This is a genomic window from Streptomyces sp. NBC_00878 (assembly GCF_026341515.1).
In the GTDB taxonomy this organism is placed as follows: Bacteria; Actinomycetota; Actinomycetes; order Streptomycetales; family Streptomycetaceae; genus Streptomyces.
The window spans coordinates 6,691,282-6,716,386 of sequence record NZ_JAPEOK010000001.1 but is presented as its reverse complement, the minus strand read 5'-3'; the positions used below and the strand labels follow the sequence as shown (position 1 = coordinate 6,716,386).

General features: G+C 69.5%; 16 protein-coding genes and 2 pseudogenes. 8 read left to right on the top strand and 10 right to left on the bottom strand.

What is annotated here, in order from left to right; translation table 11 throughout:
* Positions 1-3: 3 nt before the first annotated feature.
* The gene (locus tag OHA11_RS29115) at positions 4-585 is read left to right on the top strand and encodes a DUF1772 domain-containing protein (RefSeq protein WP_266501400.1); all 582 of its coding nucleotides are present in this window, start codon (positions 4-6) and stop codon (positions 583-585) included.
* Here the strand turns inward: OHA11_RS29115 and OHA11_RS29110 are convergent.
* Both OHA11_RS29110 and OHA11_RS29105 read right to left on the bottom strand, forming a co-directional pair.
* Complete coding sequence (locus OHA11_RS29110; RefSeq protein ID WP_266501398.1) at positions 534-1,706, bottom strand: uroporphyrinogen-III synthase; 1,173 nt, start codon at positions 1,704-1,706, stop codon at positions 534-536. The two genes, OHA11_RS29115 and OHA11_RS29110, sit on opposite strands and share 52 nt — an antisense overlap.
* Before the next feature lie 330 nt (positions 1,707-2,036).
* Positions 2,037-3,419: a NarK/NasA family nitrate transporter gene (locus tag OHA11_RS29105; protein WP_266501396.1), complete on the bottom strand. Its 1,383-nt coding sequence runs from the start codon at positions 3,417-3,419 to the stop codon at positions 2,037-2,039.
* Positions 3,420-4,041: 622 nt separating this feature from the next.
* Between OHA11_RS29105 and OHA11_RS29100 the strand changes: the two are divergent.
* Positions 4,042-4,449: pseudogene (locus OHA11_RS29100) on the top strand (Scr1 family TA system antitoxin-like transcriptional regulator); the annotation flags it as partial.
* 323 nt (positions 4,450-4,772) lie between these two features.
* Here the strand turns inward: OHA11_RS29100 and OHA11_RS29095 are convergent.
* The 3 genes from OHA11_RS29095 to OHA11_RS29085 all read right to left on the bottom strand — a co-directional run bounded on the left by OHA11_RS29095 (position 4,773) and on the right by OHA11_RS29085 (position 7,074).
* Positions 4,773-5,714 (bottom strand): hypothetical protein, encoded by a 942-nt coding sequence (locus tag OHA11_RS29095; protein WP_266507534.1) that lies wholly within the window; start codon positions 5,712-5,714, stop codon positions 4,773-4,775.
* Positions 5,715-5,806: 92 nt separating this feature from the next.
* Positions 5,807-6,466 (bottom strand): hypothetical protein, encoded by a 660-nt coding sequence (locus OHA11_RS29090; RefSeq protein WP_266501394.1) that lies wholly within the window; start codon positions 6,464-6,466, stop codon positions 5,807-5,809.
* Positions 6,467-6,870: 404 nt separating this feature from the next.
* Positions 6,871-7,074 (bottom strand): hypothetical protein, encoded by a 204-nt coding sequence (locus tag OHA11_RS29085; RefSeq protein ID WP_266501392.1) that lies wholly within the window; start codon positions 7,072-7,074, stop codon positions 6,871-6,873.
* Between the two features lie 412 nt (positions 7,075-7,486).
* Here OHA11_RS29085 and OHA11_RS29080 point away from each other — a divergent pair.
* The 3 genes and pseudogenes from OHA11_RS29080 to OHA11_RS29070 all read left to right on the top strand — a co-directional run.
* Positions 7,487-7,792, top strand: a pseudogene (locus OHA11_RS29080) (transposase); the annotation flags it as partial.
* A gap of 796 nt (positions 7,793-8,588) precedes the next feature.
* Positions 8,589-13,397: an RHS repeat-associated core domain-containing protein gene (locus tag OHA11_RS29075; RefSeq protein ID WP_266501389.1), complete on the top strand. Its 4,809-nt coding sequence runs from the start codon at positions 8,589-8,591 to the stop codon at positions 13,395-13,397.
* Between the two features lie 21 nt (positions 13,398-13,418).
* Positions 13,419-13,700: a hypothetical protein gene (locus OHA11_RS29070; RefSeq protein ID WP_266501386.1), complete on the top strand. Its 282-nt coding sequence runs from the start codon at positions 13,419-13,421 to the stop codon at positions 13,698-13,700.
* Between the two features lie 77 nt (positions 13,701-13,777).
* Here the strand turns inward: OHA11_RS29070 and OHA11_RS29065 are convergent, their stop codons facing one another.
* From OHA11_RS29065 to OHA11_RS29050, 4 genes are all read right to left on the bottom strand, one after another.
* Positions 13,778-14,998: an acyltransferase gene (locus tag OHA11_RS29065; protein WP_266501384.1), complete on the bottom strand. Its 1,221-nt coding sequence runs from the start codon at positions 14,996-14,998 to the stop codon at positions 13,778-13,780.
* Positions 14,999-15,033: 35 nt separating this feature from the next.
* A complete protein-coding gene (locus tag OHA11_RS29060; protein ID WP_266501382.1) occupies positions 15,034-17,229 on the bottom strand; it encodes a bifunctional polysaccharide deacetylase/glycosyltransferase family 2 protein in 2,196 nt (731 codons plus the stop codon).
* The gene (locus tag OHA11_RS29055) at positions 17,229-18,065 is read right to left on the bottom strand and encodes a hypothetical protein (RefSeq protein ID WP_266501379.1); all 837 of its coding nucleotides are present in this window, start codon (positions 18,063-18,065) and stop codon (positions 17,229-17,231) included. The genes OHA11_RS29060 and OHA11_RS29055 overlap by 1 nt, the downstream gene beginning before the upstream one ends.
* 563 nt (positions 18,066-18,628) lie before the next feature.
* Positions 18,629-19,600 (bottom strand): LysR family transcriptional regulator, encoded by a 972-nt coding sequence (locus OHA11_RS29050; protein ID WP_323186780.1) that lies wholly within the window; start codon positions 19,598-19,600, stop codon positions 18,629-18,631.
* Between the two features lie 89 nt (positions 19,601-19,689).
* Here OHA11_RS29050 and OHA11_RS29045 point away from each other — a divergent pair, with 89 nt between their 5' ends.
* The gene (locus tag OHA11_RS29045; RefSeq protein ID WP_266501374.1) at positions 19,690-21,174 is read left to right on the top strand and encodes an MFS transporter; all 1,485 of its coding nucleotides are present in this window, start codon (positions 19,690-19,692) and stop codon (positions 21,172-21,174) included.
* On the opposite strand, the gene OHA11_RS29040 is transcribed toward OHA11_RS29045, so the two are convergent.
* Positions 21,113-22,042, bottom strand: a complete 930-nt coding sequence (locus OHA11_RS29040) for a LysR family transcriptional regulator (protein ID WP_266501372.1) — start codon at positions 22,040-22,042, stop codon at positions 21,113-21,115. The two genes, OHA11_RS29045 and OHA11_RS29040, sit on opposite strands and share 62 nt — an antisense overlap.
* Before the next feature lie 203 nt (positions 22,043-22,245).
* On the opposite strand from OHA11_RS29040, the gene OHA11_RS29035 reads away from it, so the two are divergent.
* Both OHA11_RS29035 and OHA11_RS29030 read left to right on the top strand, forming a co-directional pair.
* Positions 22,246-23,676, top strand: a complete 1,431-nt coding sequence (locus tag OHA11_RS29035; protein ID WP_266501369.1) for a M20 family metallopeptidase — start codon at positions 22,246-22,248, stop codon at positions 23,674-23,676.
* Positions 23,673-25,076: an MFS transporter gene (locus OHA11_RS29030; protein ID WP_266501368.1), complete on the top strand. Its 1,404-nt coding sequence runs from the start codon at positions 23,673-23,675 to the stop codon at positions 25,074-25,076. Before OHA11_RS29035 ends, OHA11_RS29030 begins: the two co-directional genes overlap by 4 nt.
* The last annotated feature ends 29 nt before the right edge of the window (positions 25,077-25,105 follow it).

Sequence of the window (25,105 nt, the reverse complement as noted above, 5' to 3'; positions counted from 1 at the left end):
GGTATGACAGCTACCACGGAGCGCAACGACGGGCGGCGGACGGCCGCCGGGGGTGTACTGGTCGCGGCCACGGTCGCCACGGGTCTGATCGCCGGGCTCTTCTACACGTACGCGAACAACGTGATGCCGGCGCTGGCCCGCGGTGACGACCGCGGCTACATCGAGGTCATCCAGGACATCAACGAGGTCATCCAGAACCCGATGTTCTTCCTTACCTTCGCCGGCGCGCTGCTGCTGACGGCCGTCTCGGCCTGGCAGCTGCGCGGCTCGCCACGCGTGCGGGCGTGGGTGTTCGCGGCGCTCGTCGCGTACACGCTCGCGTTCTTGGTGACCGCCGTCTTCAACATCCCGCTGAACGAGGACGTCGCGAACGCCGGTAATCCGGCCACGCTGGCCGATCCGGCCGCCGTGCGCGAGAAGTTCGAGGACCCGTGGGTGGCCTGGAACGCCGTACGGGCCGTACTGCACACGCTGGCCCTGGGCTTCCTGGCGTGGGCGCTCGTGCTGTACGGCCGGTACGGGCGGGACGGGCGTCAGACGTCGCCGTACTTGGAGTCGGCGGCCGGGTCGAGCGCCAGCCGGTAGCCGCGCTTGACTACCGTCTGGATGAGCTTGGGCGTCCCCAGTGCCGTACGCAGCCGGGCCATCGCGGTCTCCACGGCGTGTTCGTCCTTGCCGGCGCCGGGCAGGGCCCGCAGCAGCTCGGCCCGGGCCACCACCCAGCCGGGCCGCCGGGTCAACGCGCGCAGCAGCGACATCCCGGCGGGCGGTACGGGCCGCAGCGCGTCGTCCACCAGCACGGCGTGCCCCCGGATCTCCACCCGGTGACCGGCGATCGGCAACGTCCGCGCCCGGGACGGCAGTTCCTGGCACAGCACCTGCACGAGAGGGCCGAGCCTAAAGCGCTCCGGCTGGACCGTGTCGATGCCCCGGGCCTGCAGCGGCAGCGCGGTGACCGGGCCGACGCAGGCGGGCAGCACGTCGTGGTTGAGGGCGGCGAGCAGTTCGGGCAGCAGCCCGCGCTCCTCGGCGCGGCCCAGCAGCGAGGCGGCGGCCGGGGCGCTGGTGAAGGTCAGCGCGTCCACGCCGCGGGTGACCGTGGCGTCGAGCAGCCGGTCGACGGGCCCGATGTCCTCCGGCGGCATCCACCGGTACACGGGGACGCCGACGACCTCCGCGCCCGCGGCCCGCAGCGACTCGACGAACCCGGGCAGCGGTTCACCGTGCAACTGGACAGCGATCCGGCGCCCTTCGACTCCCTCCTCCAGCAGCCGGTCGAGCACCTCGGCCATGGACTCGGAGGACGGTGACCACTCCTCGGTCAGCCCCTGGGCCCGTATCGCGCCCTTGACCTTGGGTCCGCGGGCCAGCAGCTCGACTCCGCGGAGCGTGTCGAGCAGGTCCTCCCCCAGCCCCCACCCGTCGGCGGCCTCGACCCACCCACGGAACCCGATCGCGGTGGTGGCGACCACGATGTCCGGGGCCTCGTGGAGCAGTTGCTTGGTCGCCGCGAGCAGCTCGCTGTCGTCGGAGAGGGGCACGATACGCAGGGCGGGCGCGTGCAGGACGGCGGCGCCGCGCCGCTGGAGCAGGGCTCCGAGTTCGTCGGCACGGCGGGCGGCGGTCACGCCGACGGTGAACCCGGCGAGGGGACCGTGGTCCGCCCGCTCGGGCCGCCGCTCAACGCTCTGCTCGGGGCGCTTCACGGGTCGCTGCTCGGGTAGCTGCTTGGGTAGCTGTGCAGGGCTTTGCTCGGGTAGCTGCTCGATGCGTTGCTCCGGTCGCTGCTCTTCGTACATGACTCTCGTCCCGCTGGAGTGGTGTTCGTCCTGCGTCACCCGCTGAGTGGGGGCGTCCCGCGTGAAGCGTCCCGCTGTCGCGTGCGTGGGTGGGGTGGACGCTCCTGCTGTCGCGTTCGCGGGGTGGGCTCCCGGGCGGGCGTCCCGCACGCCCTATTTGCCCGCATCATGGCGGATGACCGAGCCTGTCAATCGTGCGTGACAGGCTCGGTTCCGGTTGATGTCATCCGTGTTACGTCACACTTCCGCGTAGCTGAGCTGCGACTTCGCCTCGGAAGCGGTGGTTGCCGGGGACCCGGCGGCGGCCGGGCGGCGAAGGTATACGGCCCAGGTGACCGCGAAGCAGACCGCGTAGAAGGCGAGGAAGGCGACGAAGGCCCCGGTGCCCGACCCCACGCTCAGGAACGACTGCCGGAAGGCGAGGTTGATACCGAGACCACCGAGCGCGCCCACGGCCCCGATGAGCCCCATCGAGGCACCGGACAACCGCCGCCCGTAGGACGCTGCCTCTTCGCCGGTCAGCCCCATGGCGGCGGCCTTGGCCTGGAAGATACCGGGGATCATCTTGTACGTGGACCCGTTGCCGACTCCGGTCAGCACGAACAGCACGATGAACGCCGCGGTGAACAGGGCCAGCGACTCCTCCATGGAGGCGACCACGATGACGGCGGTCGCGGCGCCCATGCCGACGAAGTTCCACAGGGTGATCTTCGCGCCGCCGTACTTGTCGGCGAGCCAGCCGCCCACGGGCCGGATCAGCGAGCCGAGCAGCGGCCCGATGAAGGTGACGTAGGCCGACTCCAGCGGCGTACGCCCGAACTGCGTCTGGAGCACGAGCCCGAAGGCGAAGCTGTACCCGATGAACGACCCGAACGTCCCGATGTAGAGGAAGGACATGATCCAGGTGTGCGGGTCCTTCACGGCCTCCTTGGCGGCGCCGGTGTCGTTCTTCACGGACGTGATGTTGTCCATGTACATCGCGCCGAGCACGGCGGCGATGACGATCAGCGGAATGTAGATGCCGAGCAGCACGCGCGGTCCGGCACTGGCGCCGATGACGGCGAGCCCGACGAGCTGGACGACGGGCACTCCGATGTTGCCGCCCCCGGCATTCAGCCCAAGAGCCCACCCCTTCTTCCTCAGGGGGAAGAAGGAGTTGATGTTGGTCATGGAGGAGGCGAAGTTCCCGCCTCCCACACCGGCGAGCATGGCGCACACGAGGAAGGTCCCGAAGGAGGTCCCCGGCTCCATCACGATGAAGGCCGCGATCGTCGGGAGGAGCAACATGCTCGCCGAGACGATGGTCCAGTTCCGGCCACCGAAGCGAGCGACGGCGAAGGTGTAGGGCACGCGGACGATGGCGCCGACCAGCGTGGCCATCGAGATGATGAAGAACTTGTCGGCCGGGGTGAGCCCGTACTCGGGCCCCATGAAGAGCACCATGACGGACCACAGGGTCCAGATCGAAAACCCGATGTGCTCGGAAAGAACGGAGAAGAAGAGATTGCGCCGGGCAACCTTCTCCCCCGTCTCGTTCCAGAACGTCTCGTCCTCCGGGTCCCACTGCTCGATCCAGCGGCCCCCCTTGCGCGGTGCGATGCTGCTGCTCGGGGCTGTCATCTCACGCCTCCACATTTTCTACCGGGTGGTGTGCCCGAAGGTAGGGACGGCGCGTTTCCGGCCTGTGGCTACGGGTGACCGCCGGGGAACGTTGCTCTCACCCCGGGGCCGGGGGCGCGGTGAGGGTTTTTTCGGGGGGTGGGGGGTTTCTACTGGTGAGGGGGGTGCCAGGGGGGCGTTGAGGGGAGGCGGGCGCGGGCGTCGGGAGTGTCCGGTGTACCCGCCGTACGGGCCGGGGCCTGCGGACCAGGGTACGGGGCAGGAGTACGTACGGGCCTCCGGCACCGGGCTACAGAGCGTACGGACCTCCCGTCTACGGAGCGTACGGACCTCCCGCGCCGGGCATTCCGCCGCCGAAGGGATCCGCGCACCCCGGCAACCACGCACCCTGCCTCAGATAGCGAACCCTGCCGGTCTCGCCCGGCACAGGAGTGAACCCGGCGCCCCGCAACCGCACCGCGAACTTCGCGTTGCCCTGCCGCGCAACGAGGACCCGAAGACCAAACAGCTCCGCCATAAGCACCCAAAAGCACCCGGAGACGACGAAGGCGATCTCATCCGCACCGCGGCGACGCCGTCAGCCGGCAATCCGACGTTGCGGCAGCGGAGATTCGGCGCCGAGCTGCGCAACCTCCGCGACCGGGCCGGGCTCACCGCCACCGGCGCCGCCGAACTGCTCGGCGTCAACCAGGCGCGCGTCAGCATGACCGAGACCGGCCGTACGCCCATCAGCGCCGACCGGGTCCGTTCCACGGCCAACGTGTACGACTGCGCGGACGGTCAGCTCATTGACGCCCTGGCCGATGCCCTGGCCGATGCCCTGACCGCAATGACAGGGCGTCGGACTCGCGGGTGGCGGGAGGAATACCGCGAACACCTGCCCGCCGCACTGATCGACCTGGCTGAACTCGAGCACCACGCGGCCGGGTTGCGCGCGGCGCTGATCATCCACATTCCCGCCCTGCTTCAGACGACGGACCACGCACGAGCACTCTTCCGGCAAGTGGCGCCACCAATGCGGCAGTACGAGTCGTGCGCCCTCGGCCCCGCCAAGTCGCGTGAGAGCCATCCACCTCCGCGAAAGCGACGCCCCCCTCCAAGCGCACCACCTGACCAATTGGCAACTTTGGGACACCATGTCGGGCCCAAGCGCCACGCCCGGTGTCCCAAAGCTTCCACTTTGATGACGAGCGAGGCAGGCAGCACCGCGAGACAAGACAGGCCACGCCGTCGCGTCGTGCCGTCCTCTCCGCCTCCCCTGAAAGCGGAATCACGCTATCCGTTCTTCCTGGCGGTCGGCCAACCGCTCCTCGGAGGCGCGGTTGGCCGACCGGCCCGAATCCGCCACCTCGGTCAGCGGTTGACGGCCTGGATCTCCTGGACGATCACGTCCTGGTCCGCCCCGAACTCGCCGTCCGGCAACGGCTGTTCACCGTTCACGCCGGTGCCGGTCCAGTGGATCTTCCACGTCACCGTCGCCTGGAGCTTGTACGAACCGTCCCCCGACGAGCGCAGGTACCTCACACCGCACGGCGGGGTCTCGTCGGACTTGCCCTTCGCGTACGCCTCGCCGATCTGGTCACCGTTGAGCTCGCATACCCCGGAAGCGGGGTAGGTCTCCGCGTCGGCCGTACCCGGCTCGATCTTCAGGGAGACCGGTTCGGCGGTCGTCGTCGCCTGGATACCGATCGCGGGTACCGACGCCGTGACCGAGACCGGCTTGAAGTCCGCTGCGTCCAGCCAGGCCCACGTCGGCAGGTTCACCTTCGTCGTGCCTTCGGGGGCCAGGGTCACCTCGGTACCGGGTACGCGGATCTCGGCGTACGCGAGTTGGGCGAGTATCTCCGGGGTGATGGCGTTCTCGATCTCGGGCGGCGGGGCCTCGCCCTGATCCACCCAGAAGGGGGGTTCATTGCACTTGTCCCAGCCGGGCGGGTAGCTCTTGTTGACGTACGAGTCCCAGAAGTAGCCCTTGCCGGTCTTGTCCTTGTTGAAGTCCTTGTACGGGTCACCGCCGACGTACATCTTGCGCTGCTCGGCGTCCCACTCGTACCCCGTCGCCCCCGCCTCCCAGATCGGCTCCAGATGAGCCTGGAGCTGAGCCGGCGTGTACTTCGGGGCGTACCAGCAGGCGGGTGGGGTCCAGGTCGTGGTGGGTCTCACGGCTCCGACGGAACCGCCACTGCCGTTCTTGGAACGGTCGAAGACGACGCCGCCTGCGCCGGAGGAGATGGTGTCGCCGTCGACGCCGCCGGTCGGGCCGGTCGGGGGCGGATTCTGAGTGTTGCCGCCCAGCGTGTCGTCGGCACGCGCGACACCCGCAACGAGAAGCAGGGGCAGGAGGGTTCCGACGGCGACCACCGCGGAAGTCGTCGTCAACCTGCGCTTCAGGGCTGGCACTTGGAACTCCCACTCTGAGAGATGATCTTCTGGATTACCCAGACACCCTTTTTGTTCTTCTTGAGCGACGTGTGGTAACTGACGTAGCTCTTCGCAGTGACCTCGGTCTTCTTGACCTTCTTGTCCTTGAGGTACATCACGTACGCCTTGCCCTGGTCCTCGCAGTAGCTGAGCGAAGCCGTCCCGTCGCCACCAACCGTCACCGCTGGGTCGTAGAAGCGGTAAGCGCCCATAGTTCGCGCCTTGTTCTTCACGTAGTTCTGGATGAACTGCTCAGTCCCCGCGGCCGCCTCGCCCTCGTAATAGAAGAGGTACGCCTTGTCCAAGGCGTTCTGGTTGGCGATGGCCAGATCGACCGCCTTGATGGACTGCTCACTGTCGCTCAGGACCGCGTCCTTCTCCTTGTCGCCCGTCTTCGGCCAGTCGAAGGTGTACGTCAGATCCGAAGGCAGCTCGATCTTCGGCCGCCCGGCGGGGGCTGGAGCAGAAGCGCTCGGCGAAGCGGACTTGTCCGTGCCTGTATCGGCGCCCGCGATCTTGTCGTTGGCCTTGTCCTCGGAACTGTCGTCACTACCGCAGGCGGACAGCGACAGAGCCGCGACGGCGGTCAGCGCGATCGCTACGAGCAGGGTGGGGCGGCGGTTCACGGACGGCTCCCGGTGGGGCGAGGGGGACATGAGCGCAGCCACGCTACCGACGGGGCCCGGACGACACCAGAGCGAATTACGCCGAGGGACCGCCCACATCGACCTCAACCCGCCCATAGATCCATGAAATTGCAGCCTGCAGCCTTCGAAGGAGTGCCCCCTGGGAAGCAACACCATCACCGCGTTGGCCACTGCAAAGCATCCGCCCAACGATCCGAACCGCCCACACCGGGAAGGTGGAACCCGGCGGCTGCTGAACCTGTGCGGCTTCCAGCAGTTCATGTTCTTCATCGGCGACAGCGACGTCCTGCTCTCCGCCGAGCGGGACATCACCGACCGGGACACCGTCGGCCGGATCTGCCCCGCCTGGAAGCCCTACTGCTCGCGGCCTTCTGCAACACGGTTCAGTCCGGGCAGCGCGGCGGGTAGGAGCTCCGGGCCGCGATGTAGGGAACGCAGGGCTTCTTCTCGGGGGCGTACGCCATCAGGCGGCTCCGTACGCGATCCACGTAAGGACGCAGGCGGGCCGGGATGCCGTTCTCCTTCAGGATGACAAAACTGGCGGTGCGGTAGGAGGCCGCGAGGTTGAGTACGGGGTCGCCTGCCACTCCTTCGAGGCGCGGTGCCTGCGCGCACAGCTAGCGGCCCATCGCCTCGATGGGGCGATGAAGGCGATGTAGAGCACAGCAGGATGGGCCCCGGAGACTTGGGCAGTTGCAGGTGCGCTCAGCTGTCCGCGATACTGCTGGCGCCTGCGCTCCCGACCACGGATGGCCTGCTCTACACGAGGACCCCGAGGACAGCAAGCAGCACGCAGGCCAGCACTGCTGCCACCGCCACATCCGTGGCGTCGTTCCCGTCCGGGGTCGCGGCGTCGACGATCACAACAGGAACAAGTGCTGCCACGCCGGTCAGAACAACCGCGCCATGCAGGAAGACCGCCATACGGCTGCGCGAAAGGTCCTCCCGAATCAGTGCGCTGAGGGCATCCCCTTGGGCCGGCACCAACTTGGCTGACACGCCCGCACCCTGGCCAAACGTTTCGAGGAACACCGCGAGGTCACCCTCCGCTTCACCACCGACCTCACCGTCCCCTTCACCAACAATCAAGCGGAACGCGACAGCAGACCCGCCAAAGTTCAGCAACGCCCCTTCGGAGGCTGCTGGCGAACCCTCCAAAGGCTGGCAGACTTCGCCATCGTCCAGTCGTACCTGTCGACCGCAGCCAAGTGGGGCATCAGCCGCTACGACGCACTCCACCACCGGAGCGTGGATCCCGCGCACCCGACACCGCAGCAGCCTGACCCCACCGCTCAACCCCGCTGAATAGCTACCGGATATGTTCCGGTCATCGAGTTCCAGAAGCACTGCCACAATTACGAGTTCAGCCCCCTTGGTCGAAACTTTCTCGCCGCTGTGGTGGGGGTGCCGGAAATCGAGGGAACTTTCCTGGAGGTCGAAACGATCATCCGTGGGGAGCCGGACCTGACAGCGGCACTCAGCGACGTTCGATCCGTTATGACCGAACTCGGCATCCACGAGGACGACTTCACCACACAGCTCTACACCGGCGCTGTGGCAGCCACCCGTACGACCTGACGCACCGTTGGTCGAGCGGGCGCGATGCGTGGTATTCACTACCGTCACCTCAACTGCACACCGGCCGAACCTGACTATCGTCGGCGGTTCTCGCGGCCAGTGCCACGAGAACCGCCGACGAGGCCGAGACGGAAGGCTGCCACAGCCCCCTCCCACATGGAGAAAGCAGCATCAGACAGGACAACATCGCCGAGCCGGAACCGGAAGGAACTCAGAGAGGATCTACCGAGCCCACCCTTGAAGGGACTACCCGTCCCGAACCGTCTACTCCTAGCCCGAAGTGGAATACCCGGCCACCCGACCTTCCGTCAGATAAATGGACAAACTTCGACGGAGGAGTGTCTGAATACCATTCATCCGGCCACCCGAACTCACCCCACCCTCACCAGGAGATCTCCACATCGACAATGAACATGTCACCCTCACCAAGATCCCCTCGACCCACGAGGGAGAGCACCCGAGGAGAAGCATGTTCCGCACACCTGCAGCGCGAAGACGTGGTTCCGGCCCATGGCGTACTGCCGTGTCGCTCTCCCTGATCTTGGTCACCGAGGCCTGCGTGATGGCCTTGACCTCGGGCCAGGTCTTCGCCGTCGAGGCTCCCCTGGCGGAGTCCGCAGCGAACACCGCCCCGCAGGCACCGAGCGGCTGGGGCCTCAGCCCCAGTTCCGTCAACGCGTACAACGGTGGCCGCTTCACCACCCGCGGCACACCCACCCTGTGGGCCAAGGCCGTCGACAGTGACGGGGGTACCTACAAGGCCCAGTTCGAACTGACGGCCGATCCCGCCTTCTCGGACACCACCTACTCGTACACCGGCACATCGGCGAGCACCGCTTCCGGCGTGAACGCTCTCCTATCCGTGCCGTCGGGCAGTTCACTGCCGGACAGCAAGCATCTGCGGTTGCGCGCGCGTGCCTACGACGGCGAGGCCTACAGCGACTGGTCCGCGTACTCCACGTTCGCCGTCGACACGACCCGGCCCGCCGCTCCCGGCGTCAGCTGCGCCGGGTACACGGAAGGCGACTGGAACGCCCCGCTGTCGGACGGCACCACGTGCACGTTCAACACCTCGGCCGCGGACGGCCAGGGCTATGTCTGGGGCCTCGACGATCCCAACACCCCCGAGCGGCTGGACGACGAGACCAACGGCACCGGCGGCGGTGCCAAGTCCGTCACCGTGACCGCCGACCGCGGTTGGCACACCCTCTACGTACGGACCGTCGACCAGGCCGGCAACCACTCCGCGAACGCCACCTCCTACAGCTTCGGTGTCGGCAGCGACGGCGTCGCCCTGACGTCCCCGGAGGACGGACAGCGCTCCGCCCGCCGCGTACCGCTCACCGCGATCGGCAGGTCGAGCTACACGGACGCCGTCTACGAGTACCGGCGCGGCGAGCAGGACAGTTGGAAGACCGTCCCCGCCGGCGATGTCACCGTCGCCTCCAGTGGAGCGGCCGTCACCTGGCCTGTCGCCGTGACGGCTGGCAAGGCCACCGCCCTCACCTGGAAGGCGACCGACACCCTCACCGAGGACGGGCCGATCGAGGTCCGCGCCAAGTTCAGCAACGGCACGGCGAGCGGCTACAGCCAGACAGTCGCCGTCACGGTGGACCGTATCGCGGGCGACGCTCCCGAGGAGGAGATCGGCCCCGGTGCGGTGAACCTGCTCACCGGTGACTACACCCTGTCCGCCGGGGACGTATCGGTGTTCGGGCTGAGCGTCTCCCGCAGTGCCTCATCGCGCCGGCCGGGTGCGGGCGACCAGCAGGAGGGCCAGGTCCCGATCTTCGGGCCCGAGTGGGTCTCCGGCGTCACCGCCGACAAGAGCGGCTCCACCTGGAAGTACTTGGAGCAGACCTCCGGCACGTCGGTCGCGGTCGTCGACGCCGACGGCATCGCTACCGGCTTCACTGCCACCGCGGCCGGGGGCTGGACCTCGGAGACCGGTTCCGGCTCACTGACCCTGACCGGCTCGCTCACCGGCTCCTTCACGCTGGCCGAGACCAACGGAACTGTGACCGCCTTCGCGAAGGCGGACAGCGCCTCCCCCGCGTGGAACGTCACCACCGCGTCGCTGCCGACCGACGACTCCACCACGACGGTGGTCTCGGAGACCGTGACCACCGGCAGCAGCACCCTGGCCCGCCCCAAGTACCTCATCGCGCCGACCGGCGCGGTCTCCGCGGCCACCTGCAAAGCAACGCCGGCCACACAGGGCTGCCGGGTACTGGAGTTCGTCTACGCGACGTCCACCACAGCCACCTCCTCGGACCTCGGCGACTACAGGGGACGCGTGGCGCGGATCGATCTCTGGGCCACTGCCCCCGCCGCGAGCGCGTCGACCGCCACCACCATCTCCAAGTATCTGTACGACAGTTCGGGCCGACTGCGGCAGGCCTGGGACGCGCGGCTGAGCACCCCGCTCAAGACGGCCTACACCTACGACACCGCCGGACGTGTCACCACTCTCACCCCGCCCGGTGAGCTGCCGTGGACCTTCGAGTACGGCAAGGCGGGCAGCAGCTCCGCCTCCGGCGAGGGCATGCTCCTGTCGGTCTCCCGCCCCGCTCTGGCGCAGGGCACCAAGTCGACGGTCAGCGGCAGCGCGAAGACCAGCCTCGTCTACGAGGTTCCGGTCAGCGGCAGCGCCGCGCCCTACGCGATGGCGTCCGGTGACACGGCGGCGTGGGGTCAGCGTCAGGGCCCGGCCGACGCGACGGCCGTGTTCCCCGCCGACCAGGTACCGGCGTCCCACGACGGCGGCGCCCTCTCCTCCGGCGACTACAAGCGGGCCGACGTCGTCTATTTGGACGACTCAGGACGTGAGGTCGACAGCATCGAGCCCGGCGGCAACATCGCCAGCACGCAGTACGACCGCTTCGGCAACGTCGTCCGCAAGCTCACCCCCGCGAACCGTTCCCTCGCGCTCGGCCTGACCCCGGCCGACAGCAGCCAACTCGCCGAGCTGGGCATCTCAGAGCTGGGCACCGCGCAGCGGGCCGAGCTGCTGTCGTCGTACAACTACTACAGCGACAACGGCCTGAGGCTGCTGGAGGAGTTCGGCCCGCTGCACCGGGTGGAGCTGACGAAGGACTTCAAGAACGGCAGCACGGTCCTTCTCCCGGCGGGAACCACCGTCTCGGCCCGCTCCTGGTCGGTCAACGAGTACGACAAGGGACGCCCGACCGACGGCACAGCCAAGGTCAAAGACCGGCTCACCATCGTCACCGCCGGTCTGCGCGTCGACGGCTACTCGTCGATCATGACCGACAAGCGGGTCACAGTCACCCAGTACGACTGGGTCAAGGGCCTGCCCACCCTCGTGACCGAGGACTCGGGCGGCCTGGCGCTGAACACCAACACGGGCTACGACGCGCAGGGCCGCGTCACCGGCATCATCCTGTCAGGCGGCACCGGCAACGACGCGACCAGCAAGGTCTACTCCTACTGGAAGGCCACCGGCAGCGGCTCGTGCCAGGGCCGCCCCGAGTGGGAGGGCCTGCTGTGCTGGACCGGTCCCGCCGGTGCCATCACCGGGGGCGGGAGCAACCCGACGACCTCGGTCGACAGCACCACCACGTACGACATCTACGGCCAGCCGCTCAAGACCGTCGACACCTCCGGCGACAGCTACCGGACGACGACCCGCACGTACGACGCGGCGAGCCGCCTCCTCACCTCCACGGTCACCGGGAACCTCGGCCAGTCCGTGCCCGCGATCACCCACACCTACGACAGCGACACGGGCCGACTGGTGAAGACCACATCGACCGGCGGCGGCACCATCACCCGCGACTACGACAAGCTCGGCCGCACCTTCTCTTACACCGACGCAGATAACGGCACCACCACGACGGAGTACGACGACCTCGGCCGACCGGTGAAGAGCACCGACACCGCGCCTTCCACCACCACCTTCACCTACGACACGGCGTCCGACCCGCGCGGTCTGGTGACCAAGCTGACCGACTCCGTGGCGGGCTCCTTCACCGCGACGTACGACGCCGACGGGGCCATCACCAGCCAGAAGCTCCCGGGCGGCTACACCCTCGACCAGACGACCGACCCGAACGGCGCGCTCACCAAGCGCACCTACACGCGGGACAGCGACAGCACCGCGGTCTTCGCCGAGTCCGTCGTCCGTTCCGTCCACGACCAGGTCACCAGCCGGGCTTCCAACACCGGAGGAACCCAGCACTACGCCTACGACGGTGCCGGCCGGCTGAACACGGTCCAGGACATCGGCACCGGCGGAGTGTGCACCACGCGCTCCTACACGCTGGACAAGCGGGCCAACCGCATCGCCCAGTACGCCGCCTCCGGTGCCGCCAATGCCGCCTGCCCGTCCACCGGGTCCAGCACCACACACAGCTACGACAGCGGGGACCGACTGGTCGACTCCGGGTATGTGTACGACGCGTTCGGCCGCACCACCAGCCTGCCCGGATCCACGATCGGCTACTACGCCACCGACCTGGTCCACCAGCAGACCAGCGGCACCGAGCGGCAGACCTGGGCCCTGGACTCCGCCTACCGTTTCCGCTCCTGGACGGAGGAGACGCAGTCCTCGGGCGCCTGGTCCACCACCGCTGCCAAGGTGAACCACTACGCGGGTGACAGCGACTCCCCGAAGTGGATCGTCGAGGACTCCGGCAGCGGGGCCCTGACCCGCAACGTTCTGGGAATCGGCGTCGGACTTGCGGCGACCACCGGCAAGTCCGGTGACGTGAAGCTCCAGTTCACCAACATCCACGGTGACGTCAGCGTGGTGCGGCCACTCGCGGACGGCACGACGGCAACCGTCGTCACGACGGACGAGTACGGCAACGCCACCGCGGGTTCGGCCGGCCGCTACGGCTGGCTGGGCGGCTACCAGCGCTCGGCGGACACCCCGTCCGGTGTGATCCTCATGGGCGCCCGGCTCTACAACGCGGGCACCGGCCGCTTCCTGTCCACCGACCCGGTCTTCGGGGGCAGCTCCAACGCCTACGAGTACTGCTCGGGCGATCCGGTCAACTGCCTGGACCTCGACGGCCTGAGCAAGCACAACTACAACGGCCACAAGTGGCACTGGTGGGGCCTGGAGATCAACATGAGCAACAAGCGGGCGACGCACGCGATGCATGTGCTCAACAGGCACGCGGCCGTCGGAGCGGCGGTGGCGGCAATCCTCGGCTTCATGCCGGGCGGTCAGCTGTTCTCCGTGATCGCCGGCGTCATCTCCGCGTACTACTGGTACGTCTCGGACCTCATCAGTGAGTACCTGCGCCCGAAGAAGGGAGTCAGACTGAAGATCTACTTCGGCTATCCGAAGGCCCAGACCCAGTAACCCCTGAAGACAGGTGACACCATGCCAACTCTCCTGATCCTGGTGGGAGCCGTGACCATCCCGCCGGGCCTCGCGGCCCTGGTCCTCGGATGGCTGCCGTCCTGGTTGTCCGGACACATCGAGCGTCCGAGACTCTGGGGGCTCGGCATGCTGGGCTTCGGCCTCTTCGTCGTCACGCAGATACCGTCGCTGCGTGAGCGCTTCGAGGACGCCGGGTCCGCCGCGGTCGCGTTACGGTTCATCGTGCTCGCCGTAGGACTGGCCGCCATGGCCCTGTCCGGCGGACGGCTGATCCGCCGGTGACCATTCACTGTGTGACTGCGGTGAGTTGAGCCGGACGTCGGGGACGCTCTCTCGGAGAGACCGTCCCCGAACGTCTCTCAGCCTCGGTGCGCTCCGCCCTGGGCTCTGGCCCGGCCCTGCTTCACCCCGTCCGGCCACAGCTGCGGCTTCCGCTTCGCCGCCAGGTCCTCCGCCCAGCCGAAGCACACGACGCACCCCGCGATCAACACCCACGTGATCGCCAGCACCGGCCACGGACTCTCCAGCAGCCAGGAGAAGTGCTGCCAGATCACGTCGATGTCCCAGAGCCGGTCCCACTGGGTCGCCGCAATCAGGATGCAGGTGTTGTGCCACAGATAGATCGTCACCGCCCGGGAGTTGAGCAGCGTGATCGGTCTGTCCCACCGACGCAGCCGACGTGGCCACTCGGACCAGGACGGGCTGACGTGCAGCAGCAGCATCACCGTGCCGCAGGACCAGAGGGCCTGGGCCAGGGGCATGCTGTCCAGGTCGTTGCCCTGGCCGAAGTTGTGGTTCAGGGCGTACCAGAGGCCGATCAGGGCAATGGCGGGGGCCACGGACGGAATGACGTACTTCGGTAGACGCTGGAGGATGCCTTCTTGGTGGGCCATGCCCAGGATCCAGCAGGCCCCGAACGTGCTGAAGTCCGTGAGCGCCGAGGGGATCCGCTCCCCGGGAAGGGTGATGTACCCCAGCTCGAACGCGGCCGACAACGCGATCGGCGCCGCGATCGTCGTCACGGGAAGTGCGCGCAGGGCACGCAGCAGGAACGGCGAGAGGAGGACGTACCAGAGGTACGCGCGGAGGTACCAGAGCGGTCCGGCGAGGTCGGAGGCCCAGTTCTCGCCGATGACGCCGTGGATGCCGGGCAGTCCCTCGCCGTACGGCGGATCGCTCAGCGGGAGGATCCAGAAGGTGAGGTGGAGCCACCACCAGCCAGGATGGCCGTCGGTGTTCGGTCCCCAGTCCTGGAGGACCATGCCGGTGACGCCCACGACTCCCAGGAGCCAGAGGGGCGGCAGCAGACGGCGGATCCTGCTCTTGATGACCTGTCCGGCCGGGCGTTTCAGTGAGCGGGCCATCAGGTTGCCGGCCAGGGCGAACATGACGCCCATGGAGGGGAAGAGCAGGGGGAGCCAGGCCCAGCCGGTGAGGTGATAGAGGACCACTCGGAAGAGGGCCAGCGCGCGGAGCAGGTCGAAGTAACGGTCCCGGACGGGGGCGCGCCGGGGCGCCGGGGCGGGGTCGGGTACTTCTTCCGTCCCGGGAGGGCCGGAGGGGAGAGTCGACGCAGTCACTGTGTGCGGCACCTTCTGGGGAGGGAATGTACTGCTCATCCGACCGGCCTCCGGTCCATCTCCTGCTGCTGCGGCGCGCCGCCGCCCGGGCTGGCGCCGCCGGGAAGCCCCACCGCGCCCGTACGCCGGAGTTTCTGCCAGCGCAGTCGGCCGCCGGTCAGCGCGGTGATCCAGGACTGGAGCAGCACGACGTACATGAGCTGGCGGTACAGGATCTGTTGGAGCGGGAGGGAGAGCAGATGGGTCATGCGTTCCTTGTCGAGGCGGAACGCGTACGCCGCACACACCGCCTGGACCGCCAGGACGCCGAACCAGGCGAGGATCGTCTGCTCGGTGGGGCCGAACACCAACCCGTAGAGAAGGAACACGTCGATCAGGGGGGCGAGGAGCGGGGCCAGGATCATGAAGAGGGACACCAGGGGCATGCCGACCCGGCCGAAGCGGCCCGACGGGCCCCGTTCGATGATCGCCCTGCGGTGCTTCCAGATCGCCTGCATCGTGCCGTACGACCAGCGGTAGCGCTGGGACCACAGCTGCTGGACGGACTCCGGGGCCTCGGTCCACGCGCGGGCGTTCTCCGCGTATACGACCCGCCAGCCGTCGCGGTGCATCGCGATGGTGATGTCGGTGTCCTCGGCGAGCGTGTCGTCGCTCATGCCGCCGACGCGCTTGAGCGCGGAGCGACGGAACGCGCCCACCGCGCCCGGGATGGTCGGCATGCAGTTGAGCATGTCGTACATCCGGCGGTCGAGGTTGAAGCCCATCACGTACTCGATGTGCTGCCAGGCGCCGATCAGCGAGTCGCGGTTGCCGACCTTCGCGTTGCCCGCGACGGCGCCGACGCTCGGGTCGCCGAAGGGCTGGACCAGCTCGCGGACGGTCGCCGGTTCGAAGACCGTGTCGCCGTCCATCATCACGATGAGGTCGTAACGGGCGTTCGCCACACCCCTGTTGAGGGCGGCGGGCTTGCCCGCGTTGAGCTGGCGTACTACGCGTACGTTCGGCAGACGCAGGTTCTCGACGATGCGGGCGGTGCCGTCGCTCGACCCGTCGTCGATGACGATCACCTCGATGGGGTGATCGCTCGCCGTGAGCGAGTGGACCGTCTGCTCGATGCACTTCGCCTCGTTGTAGGCGGGCACCAGGACGGAGACCGGTTCGGTGATCGGCCGCCCCCAGCTGAAGCCGCGGCGGCGGACCTTGCGGGCGTGCAGGACGGAGAGCAGCAGCATCAGCCCGAAGCGGGCGAGGACAAGGCCGCCGATGATGGCGAGGCCGACGACCAGGGCGGAGGTCGTGTTCTCGGACGCCTGGACCGCTACGACCCACGCCTTGCCCTTCCACAGGTCGGGGCCGGTGACCTCGGTGTGCGCGCTGGGCACCTTCAGGGACGCGGTGAGCGTGTCGAAGGTGTAGCCGTCGTCCTGGAGTCCGGCGATGTACCGGTCGAGCGCGGCCACGGTCTGCGAGCGGTCGCCGCCGGAGTCGTGCATCAGCACGACGGCGCCGTCGTCCCCCTTGGGCGTGGCGTTGCGGATGATCTCGTCGACGCCCGGCCTGCGCCAGTCCTCGCTGTCGGTGTTGTTGACGATCGTGATGTAGCCGCGGCTGCCGATGTACTCGGTCACCGGCCACGACTTGTTGTCCATCTGGCCCGCGAACGACGAGTACGGCGGCCGGAAGAGTGAGGTCCGGATGCCGGCCGCGCCCGCCAGCGCGAGCTGGTTCTGGGACAGCTCCCAGTCGATGCGGCGCTTGGACTGGAGCGAGAGGTCGGGGTGGTTGAAGGTGTGCAGACCGACCTCGTGGCCCTCGTCGACGATGCGCTGGACGAGGTCCGGATAGCGCGAGGCCATGGTGCCGGTGACGAAGAAGACGGCGTGCGCGTCGTGCCTCTTGAGCACGTCGAGCACCTTGGGCGTCCACGCGGGGTCCGGGCCGTCGTCGAAGGTCAGGACCAGCTTGTGGTCCGGGACCTTCACGCTGTCCTCGCGGCCGCTGCGGGTGTCGATCACCGGGCCGCCCTCCAAGATGTTCTTGGGGACCCGGTCGGACGCGGCCGACGCCTGGATGCGGTGGTCGGCGAGGATCTCGTTGTGTACGAAGCCCCGCAGCATCAGCATCGCCATCAGGGCGACGAGGATGAGCGAGGGCAGCAGGTAGCGCATGGGCAGGCGACGGCGCCTGACGGCGCCCTGCTCTGCGCCGCGGCGGCTGGTGCGGCGTGCCATCAGAGGGTGTTCTCCGGGGACTGTGCGGATGGGGCGGCGCTCGGGTCCGGAGGCAGGGGGATCGGCTCGGGCGTGAGCGGGTCACCGGCGACCGTGTCGGTGTCGACACCGCCCGGAGGAACCGAGGGGTCGCTGCTGACGCTGACGCTCGGATCGGGGTCGGGTGAGGTCGGAGGCGTGTTCGAGGGCCCGGTGGGCGTCGGCTTCGGGGTGTCCGGCTTCGTGCTGGTCACCGACGGCTTGGGATCGGGGCTCTCCCCCGTCTTCGAGGCGCTGGCCGACGGGTCCTTCGAGGTGCCGGCCCCCGGCGAGTTGGTCACCGTGCCGCCCGCCGGCGGCGTCACACCGGGCGAGGGGCTCACCGAGCCGGTAGGGCCAGCGGAGTCGGCGGGCAGCGGCGGGGTGTCGACCTTGCCCGCCGGGCCGTCCTCCTGCTTCTGGCCCAGCTCCGGGAGCCAGGGCGCGCTGGAGTTGCCCGACAGGAGCGTGCCGAGGATGACCACCGCGTAGACCGCGCAGGCCATGCCGACAGCCATGCCGATCCTGCGGTACCTGCGGCTGCGGCGGCCCGTCTCGTCGACGAAGACCGGGCCGTCCGAGGCGTCCTGGGCGCTGGGGGCGCCCTTGGCCTGCTGGACGAGCCAGTCCTCCAACTGCCGTCCCACACCGTCCATCTGGACCGTGACCTCGTGCGGGTCATGGGTGTGCTCGGGGTGCTCGGACTCCTGCCAGGAGTCCTGACCGGCGTAGGAGTCGGCGTCGCCCCAGGTGGTCCCATCGGACCCGACGGGAGAACCGACGGACCCGACGTGCCGGCCGGGCTCCAGCGGCGTCACGCCCCGCTCGACGGCTCCCCCGGCACGGTGTTTCCGAGGCTCGCCACGTCTCCCGCCTTCGTCGTCGCTCCGTCGACCGTCGCTCGGCTCGTCGTCTCTCTGCTGAGGCACCGACGGGGCCGCGGCACGGCGGAGCCACACGTCGGACGGACCACGATCCGAGTCACCACGGTCGGAGTCACTGCCGCCGGCGTAACCACCGCCGGAACCGCTACCGCCAGGGGCACCGTCACCGGAGTCCTTACGGAACGACTGCCCAGCCTCCCGACGGACTGCTCGACCGGGTTCGCCCCGGAACGACGGACCGTCCTCATGACGGTCCGACGGAAGGGCCCCGCCCTCACCGGGCTGATCGGATTCACTCCGACCCCGTTGGGCGTCTTCCCGCCAATTTTCCACGCGCACGCACATCCCCCCACGGGACTGGTTCCAGGGGTGCGGTACGACCCGGGCACTCGTACTCATCGTCCGGACCGGACCCCCATCCAGCCCGAGCGCCCCTTTTATCACACTGCACCCGGCCCCTGAATGTAGCGCACGTAAGCATCAGTGAGGGTTCTGTGTCAGGCCCGGCTCATCATGATGAGTGCATCTGTGGCCGGAATCCACCCATCCGAAGGGCACTTCAGCCACTCTTCTTCGGCTGCGAGACGCGCCGCCGCGGTGCGCAACGCCTCCATGCCACGATGCATAAGCCCCTTGCGCCACACCAGCGACACTGGTGACAGCGGCACGGGGTCGATCAGGGGTCGAAGTATCGATTTGGGCATGGCCGGAAAATCCATCACGGCGAGGATGGGGTTCCGTTTCTTGGCCATGATCCTTTGGAACTCCTCGGTGCCGACGGCGAGCGGCGCCGGCGCCGCGACCTCGATCCCGCGTCCCTCGAAAAGCCGATGGGCCAGATCGGTCCACTCCAACGTGCGGGGATTTCCGGCACCGGCGTACACCTGCTCGCCCGCCAGCGCGTCGAGCGGTATGGCATCCAATCCGGCCAGACGGTGGTCCTCCGGCAGCACGACGGCCATGGGCTCGTACCGCACGGGCTGCTGTTCCAGGCGGGCGCGGACCGCCGGGTCCAGGCCCGCGAACCGCCCGAAGGACGCGTCGAGCCGGCCGGCGAGCAGTTCGGCGGCGGCCCCGGTGAGACCGCTCTCGAAGCGGGTCATCAGCTCGCAGTCGGGGGCGAGGTCGCGGGCCAGCGCCAGCACGCGCCCGGAGAACAGCCCGGGGCTGTTCACATCCACGAGCAGGGGGCGCTCGGCGTCCGGCCGCCCGAAGACGGAGAGCAGCTCGTCCTGCGCCGCCAGCGCCCGCCGCGCGTACGGCAGCAGCCGCTCACCGTCGAGGGTGAGCGTCACCTGCCGGGTGGTCCGTACGAAGAGGGTGGCGCCCAACTCCCGCTCCAGGCGCCGGATGTCACGGCTGAGGGCCTGCTGGGCGACGTACAGCCGGGCGGCCGCGCGCGTGAAGTGCAGCTCCTCGGCGACGGCGAGGAAGGCGCGCAGCAGGCGGGGGTCGAGGTGGGCGGGCATCGGCACCCGGCGAATTTACAACGCGGGTGCGTCAATCGGTACGGAGTAGGTGTTGGACCCCTGACGGCGGATCGGGCGACGGTTTCCGCATGCCGCAATCGCCCGCCCACACGCCGAAACCGCCCCCTCGTACGCCGCAACCACCCATCGGCGCCCCGCAACCCCCCGCCCGCACACCGAAACCGCCCGCCCAGCCGCCTCCTCGGCAAGGCCCGCGGCAGCCCCCTCGGCCCTACCCCCGCCCCCAGGGCCGTACGACCCTCCCCACCGTCACCGCCGACGCCCTGGTGGTGGCCGATTTCGGACCCCGGCGGCGGGTCCCCGACCCTGGACGCCGGACCCCCGGCCCACGGCGGCGGACCACCGCCCCCGGACGGCCCCCGCGCGGGCCGAACCCGTACCGCCGCCTCTTCGCCGTCCCCGGCACCCGGGCCTTCACGGTCGGGAGTCTGATCGCGCGCCTCCCCATGGGCATGTTCAGCGTGAGCGCCGTGATCATGATCGCGGGGACGCGGGGCTCGTACGCGCTCGCCGGGGCCGTCGCGGCGACCGGGCTGGCGGCGACGGCGGTCGTCGCGCCCTGGACGGCGCGGCTGGTCGACCGGTACGGGCAGGCGCGGATCGCCGTGCCCGCCACGGCGCTCGCGGCGCTCGGCTCGCTCGCGCTGCTGCTGTGCGTCCGTTACGAGGCGCCCGACTGGACCCTGTTCGCCGCGTACGCCGCCACGGCCACCACGCCCAACACCGGCGGCATGTCCCGGGCACGCTGGGCCCATGTCCTGAAGGGCGACCCGGCGCGCCTGCACACCGCGAACTCCTTCGAACAGGCCGCGGACGAGCTGAGTTTCATGCTCGGACCGGTGCTGGCCGCGTTCCTGTGCGGGGCCTTCTTCCCGGAGGCCGGCACCCTCGTCGGGGTCGTCCTGCTGCTGACCGGTGTCCTGGCCTTCGCGGCGCGGCGCTCGACGGAACCGCCCGCGCAGGGTCGTACGGCCCCACGCGCCCCGTCGCCGGTCCGCGCTCCCGGCATACCCCCGCTGCTGGTCGGTTTCCTCGCCACCGGCGCGGTGTTCGGCTCGATGGAGGTGGTGACGATCGCGTACGCGGACGCGCAGGGGCACCGGGCGGCGGCCGGGGTGGTCCTCGGTCTCCAGGCGGCCGGGTCGTGCGCTGCGGGGCTCCTCTACGGAGCCCTGCCGGCGGGCCCGGCCGAGCGGCGCCACCCGTGGGCTCTCGCCGCGATGGCCGTCCTCATGTGGCTGCCGCTCCTGGCCGCCTCGCTCACGGGTTCCCTCGTGGTGCTCGCCGGAGCGCTGCTGATGGCGGGGATGGCTACCGCCCCGGCGATGGTCACGGCCATGACCCTGGTCCAGCGCCGCACGCCCGAGGGCCGGCTGAACGAGGGCATGACCCTGGCGGTGACGGGCCTGCTGGGCGGGATCGCCTGCGGGTCGGCGGCCGGGGGGTGGGTCGCGGAGCACGTGTCGACGACCGCCGGGTACGGCGTGCCGGTCACCGCGGCCGTGACGGCTCTGCTGATCTCCCTCGCAACAGCGCGACCAGCAGTTCGGTGAACCGCGTCGCCGCCCAGGACAGCCGACGGCCCGGCACCGTCTGGATCTGGGCCTCGCGCTGCCGGAAGACCGGGTGGTCGACGCGGACATGGGTGACGCCCTCGGCGCGGCCGTCCCGGTCCAGGTCGCCGAGGTCGCCGACGAGGGCGATGCCGCCGCCGGAGCGGACGAACTCGTACTGCGGGGCGAGGGCGTCGCAGACCAGGGCCGGGGTGACGGTCAGCCCCTCCAACTGCGCCCCGATGTCGAACAGTTCACGCTGACTGGTGCCCGGCGAGGCGAGCGCCAGCGGATGCGCGCAGAGCTCCGGCAGGGTGATCAGCTCCCGGCCCGCCAGTTCGTGCCCCAGCGGGACGATGGCGGCGACCGGGATGACGACGGCACACTCCACCCGTACGTCGTGCTGTGGGCCCATCGCGTAGGTGGCGGCGACGTCGGCGATCCCCTCGACGACCCGGCGGGTCGCCTCCTGGCGCTGGACGACATCGAGTTGGAAGACCACGTCGGGATGGTCACGCCGGAAGGCTGCCATCGCACGCGGGACGAGCTGCCGCCCGAACCCCTCCGAGCAGGCCACGGTGACATTTCGGACGTCGGCTCCCCGTCCGGTCCTCAACTCGTCGACCAGGGCAGCCGATTCGGCCTCGCTGCGGCGGGCGTGCGCGAGCAGCCTGGACCCGGCGTCGGTCACGGTCATCCCGCGCGGATGGCGCGTGAACAGCGGTACACCGATGCCGGACTCCAGCTTGGCGATCTGTCTGCTGATCGCCGAAGGGGCGACGTTCAGCGTGCGGGCGGCCTCGGTCACCGATCCGGTCCGGGCGACTTCGAGGAAGTACGCGAGGCTCACCGGGACGAGTTGCTGCATCGGACCTCCGGCCCCATTCCCACGGCCGGACCTCCGACCCTTTCCTGCGTTGCTGAAAGTAGAACGCAGAGCGGCACAAACGGCAATGGTCGTCGACCGAAAACGGCTCTACGCTGCTGAGCCAACACGGCGTCTCCGCGTACCGCCCTCTCCCCTTCTCCTCCTCCTTCTCCTCCCCTGCGTTCCTCAGGAGAAATCTCCCTGTGATCCCCGAGAAACTGGTCCGTAAAGCCGAGGCGTACGCCACCTCGGGTGCCTACTTCGACGAGCTGGCCGCCATGGTCGCGTACCCCACCGAGAGTTCCCGGCCCGAGCGTGGCGTTGCCGTCAAGGCATACCTCGACGAAGTACTGACACCTGCCCTGCTCGACCTCGGGTGCTCGGTGACCGAGGCCGAGAACCCGTCCGGCGGCCCCTTCCTCGTCGGCCGCCGTGTCGAGGACCCCGAGCTGCCGACCGTGCTCTGCTACGGACACGCCGACGTCGTGGACGGGCACGCCGGGCAGTGGAGCGAGGGCCGCGATCCATGGACCCTGACGGCGGACGGTGACCGGTGGTACGGCCGCGGGAGCGCCGACAACAAGGGACAGCACCTGGTCAACATCGCGGCACTGCGGCTGCTCCTCGCCGAGCAGCGGCGACTCGGCTTCAATCTGACCTTCCTCTTCGAGACCGGCGAGGAGATCGGTTCGCCGGGTCTCGCCGAATTCGCCGCCGCGCACCGGGAGTTGCTGCGCGCCGATGTGCTCGTCGCCTCGGACGGCCCCCGCCTGGACGCGGCGACCCCGACCCTGTTCCTCGGCTCGCGCGGCGGCGTACAGCTCCAACTCGACGTCGACCTGCGGCCGGACGCGTACCACTCGGGCAACTGGGGCGGTGTCCTCCGCAACCCCGCGACGACCCTGACTGGCGCGATCTCGACCCTCGTCGACGGGCACGGCCGTATACGAGTCCCGGAGTTGTTGCCGACCGAACTGCCCGAGGCCGTCCGCACGGCGCTCGCCGGGGTCTCGGTCGCCGACAGCCCGGGCGACCCCCTGCCCGACGCGAGCTGGGGAGCGACCGAACTCACCCCCGCCGAGCGGCTCTACGCCTGGAACACCCTGGAGGTCCTGTCGCTCGGAGCGGCCGACATCGAGCGTCCCGTCAACGCGATACCCGGCGGGGCACGAGCCGTTCTCCAACTCCGGTACGTCGTCGGCACGGACGTCGACCGCGTCACGGACGTCGTCACCCGGCACCTGGCCGCCCATGGCTACGACATGGTCGGCGTCACCGTCGGCAGCCACTTCGCCGCGAGCCGTACGCCCCTCGACGACCCGTGGGTCGGCTGGGCCGTGGAGGTCCTGGAACAGGCCGCGGGCCGGCCCGTCGCCGTCCTCCCCAACATCGGCGGCTCGCTCCCCAACCACGTGTTCACCGACGTCCTCGGCCTGCCGACGCTGTGGCTGCCGCACTCGTACCCGGGCTGTCTCCAGCACGCCCCCGACGAGCACATGCTCGGCTCGATCGCCCGCGAGGGCGTCGTCCTGGCGACCGCTCTCTTCCACGCACTGGGCAACCCCACGCCCGACCACCCGCTCCCCGTCACCCTCCCCGCCGCCCTCCCCCCGTCCCCGGAGGCCCCCAGATGACCGAGATCTCCCCGCAGGAAGCCGGGTCCGCCAAGTCGGCCAAGTCGGCCGGGTCCGCCGAGTCGGCCGAGTCCGCCGAGTCCTCCCGGCCGACGCCGACCGCCCCACTCGCCGAGCCGTCCGGCCCGGGGCGCTCCTCCACCCGCCGGGCGGTCGCCGCCGCCAGCATCGGCAACGCCCTCGAATGGTTCGACCTCGTGGTGTACGCCCTGATGGCCTCGTACATAGGCCGGGCGTTCTTCCCCGCCGATGACCCGGGCGTACAACTCGTCCAGACGTACGCGGTGTTCGGCATCACGTACCTGATCCGGCCGATCGGGGGTCTGCTGATCGGCGCGTACGCCGACCGGCACGGGCGCAAGAAGGCGCTGATGCTGTCGATCCGGCTGATGGTGGTCGGCACGCTGATGATGGCGTTCATGCCGGGGTACGCGGCCATCGGCATCCTCGCGCCGCTGGGCGTCGTGGTCGCGCGGCTGGTCCAGGGCTTCGCGGCGGGCGGGGAGTTCGGGGCGGCCACCTCGTTCCTGGTCGAGCGGAACGAGCAGCGGAAGAGCTTCCTCGGCAGCTTCCAGTTCGCGAGCCAGGGCCTGTCGACGCTGATGGCCGCCGCGTTCGCCGCGGGGCTGACCGCGACGCTGTCCGAGGACCAGATGACGTCGTGGGGCTGGCGGGTGCCGTTCGTGTTCGGCCTGCTGATCGGCCCGGTCGGGTACTTCGTCCGCCGGTACGTCGACGAGTCGCCGGTGAGCCCGACGAGCCAGGTGAGCCAGGTGAGCCCGTCGCCATCGCCTTCGCCGTCGCCGATCCGCGCCGTCTTTCGTCATCACTGGAGCGGCCTGCTGATCGCCGGTGGTGCCCTGGTCGTGTCGACGGCTCTGAACTTCATCCTCCAGTACCTGCCGACCTTCGGGATCAAGGAGCTGGGCCTGGACGACTCCCTGTCGTTCGTGGCGCTGTTCGTCGCGGGTGCGATCCTCACGTTCGGGACGCCGGTGGTGGGTCTGCTGGCCGACCGGTTCGGCCGGCTGCGGATCATGGTCCCGGCCGCGCTGCTGATCGGCGCGAGTGCCGTACCCCTGTTCCTCTGGCTCACCAGGTCGCCGTCCTTCCTGACGCTCGTGCTGTGCATGGCGATCCTCGGCCTGCTGAAGGCGGCCTACTTCGGAGCGCTGCCGTCGGTGATGTCCGACGCGTTCCCGGCCGAGGCCCGCGCGACCGGCCTCTCGTTCAGCTACAACACCACCGTCGCGGTCTTCGGCGGCTTCACTCCCACCATCGCCGCGGCTCTGGTGACGGCGACCGGTTCACAGGTCTCGCCCGGGTACTACCTGCTGGCCGTCGCCTTCGTGAGTGTGGCCGCGCTGGGGGCGGGGGCCAGGTTCCACGGCATCCGCTGAGAGGTCCACATCCGTTCGGCCCGTCGAAC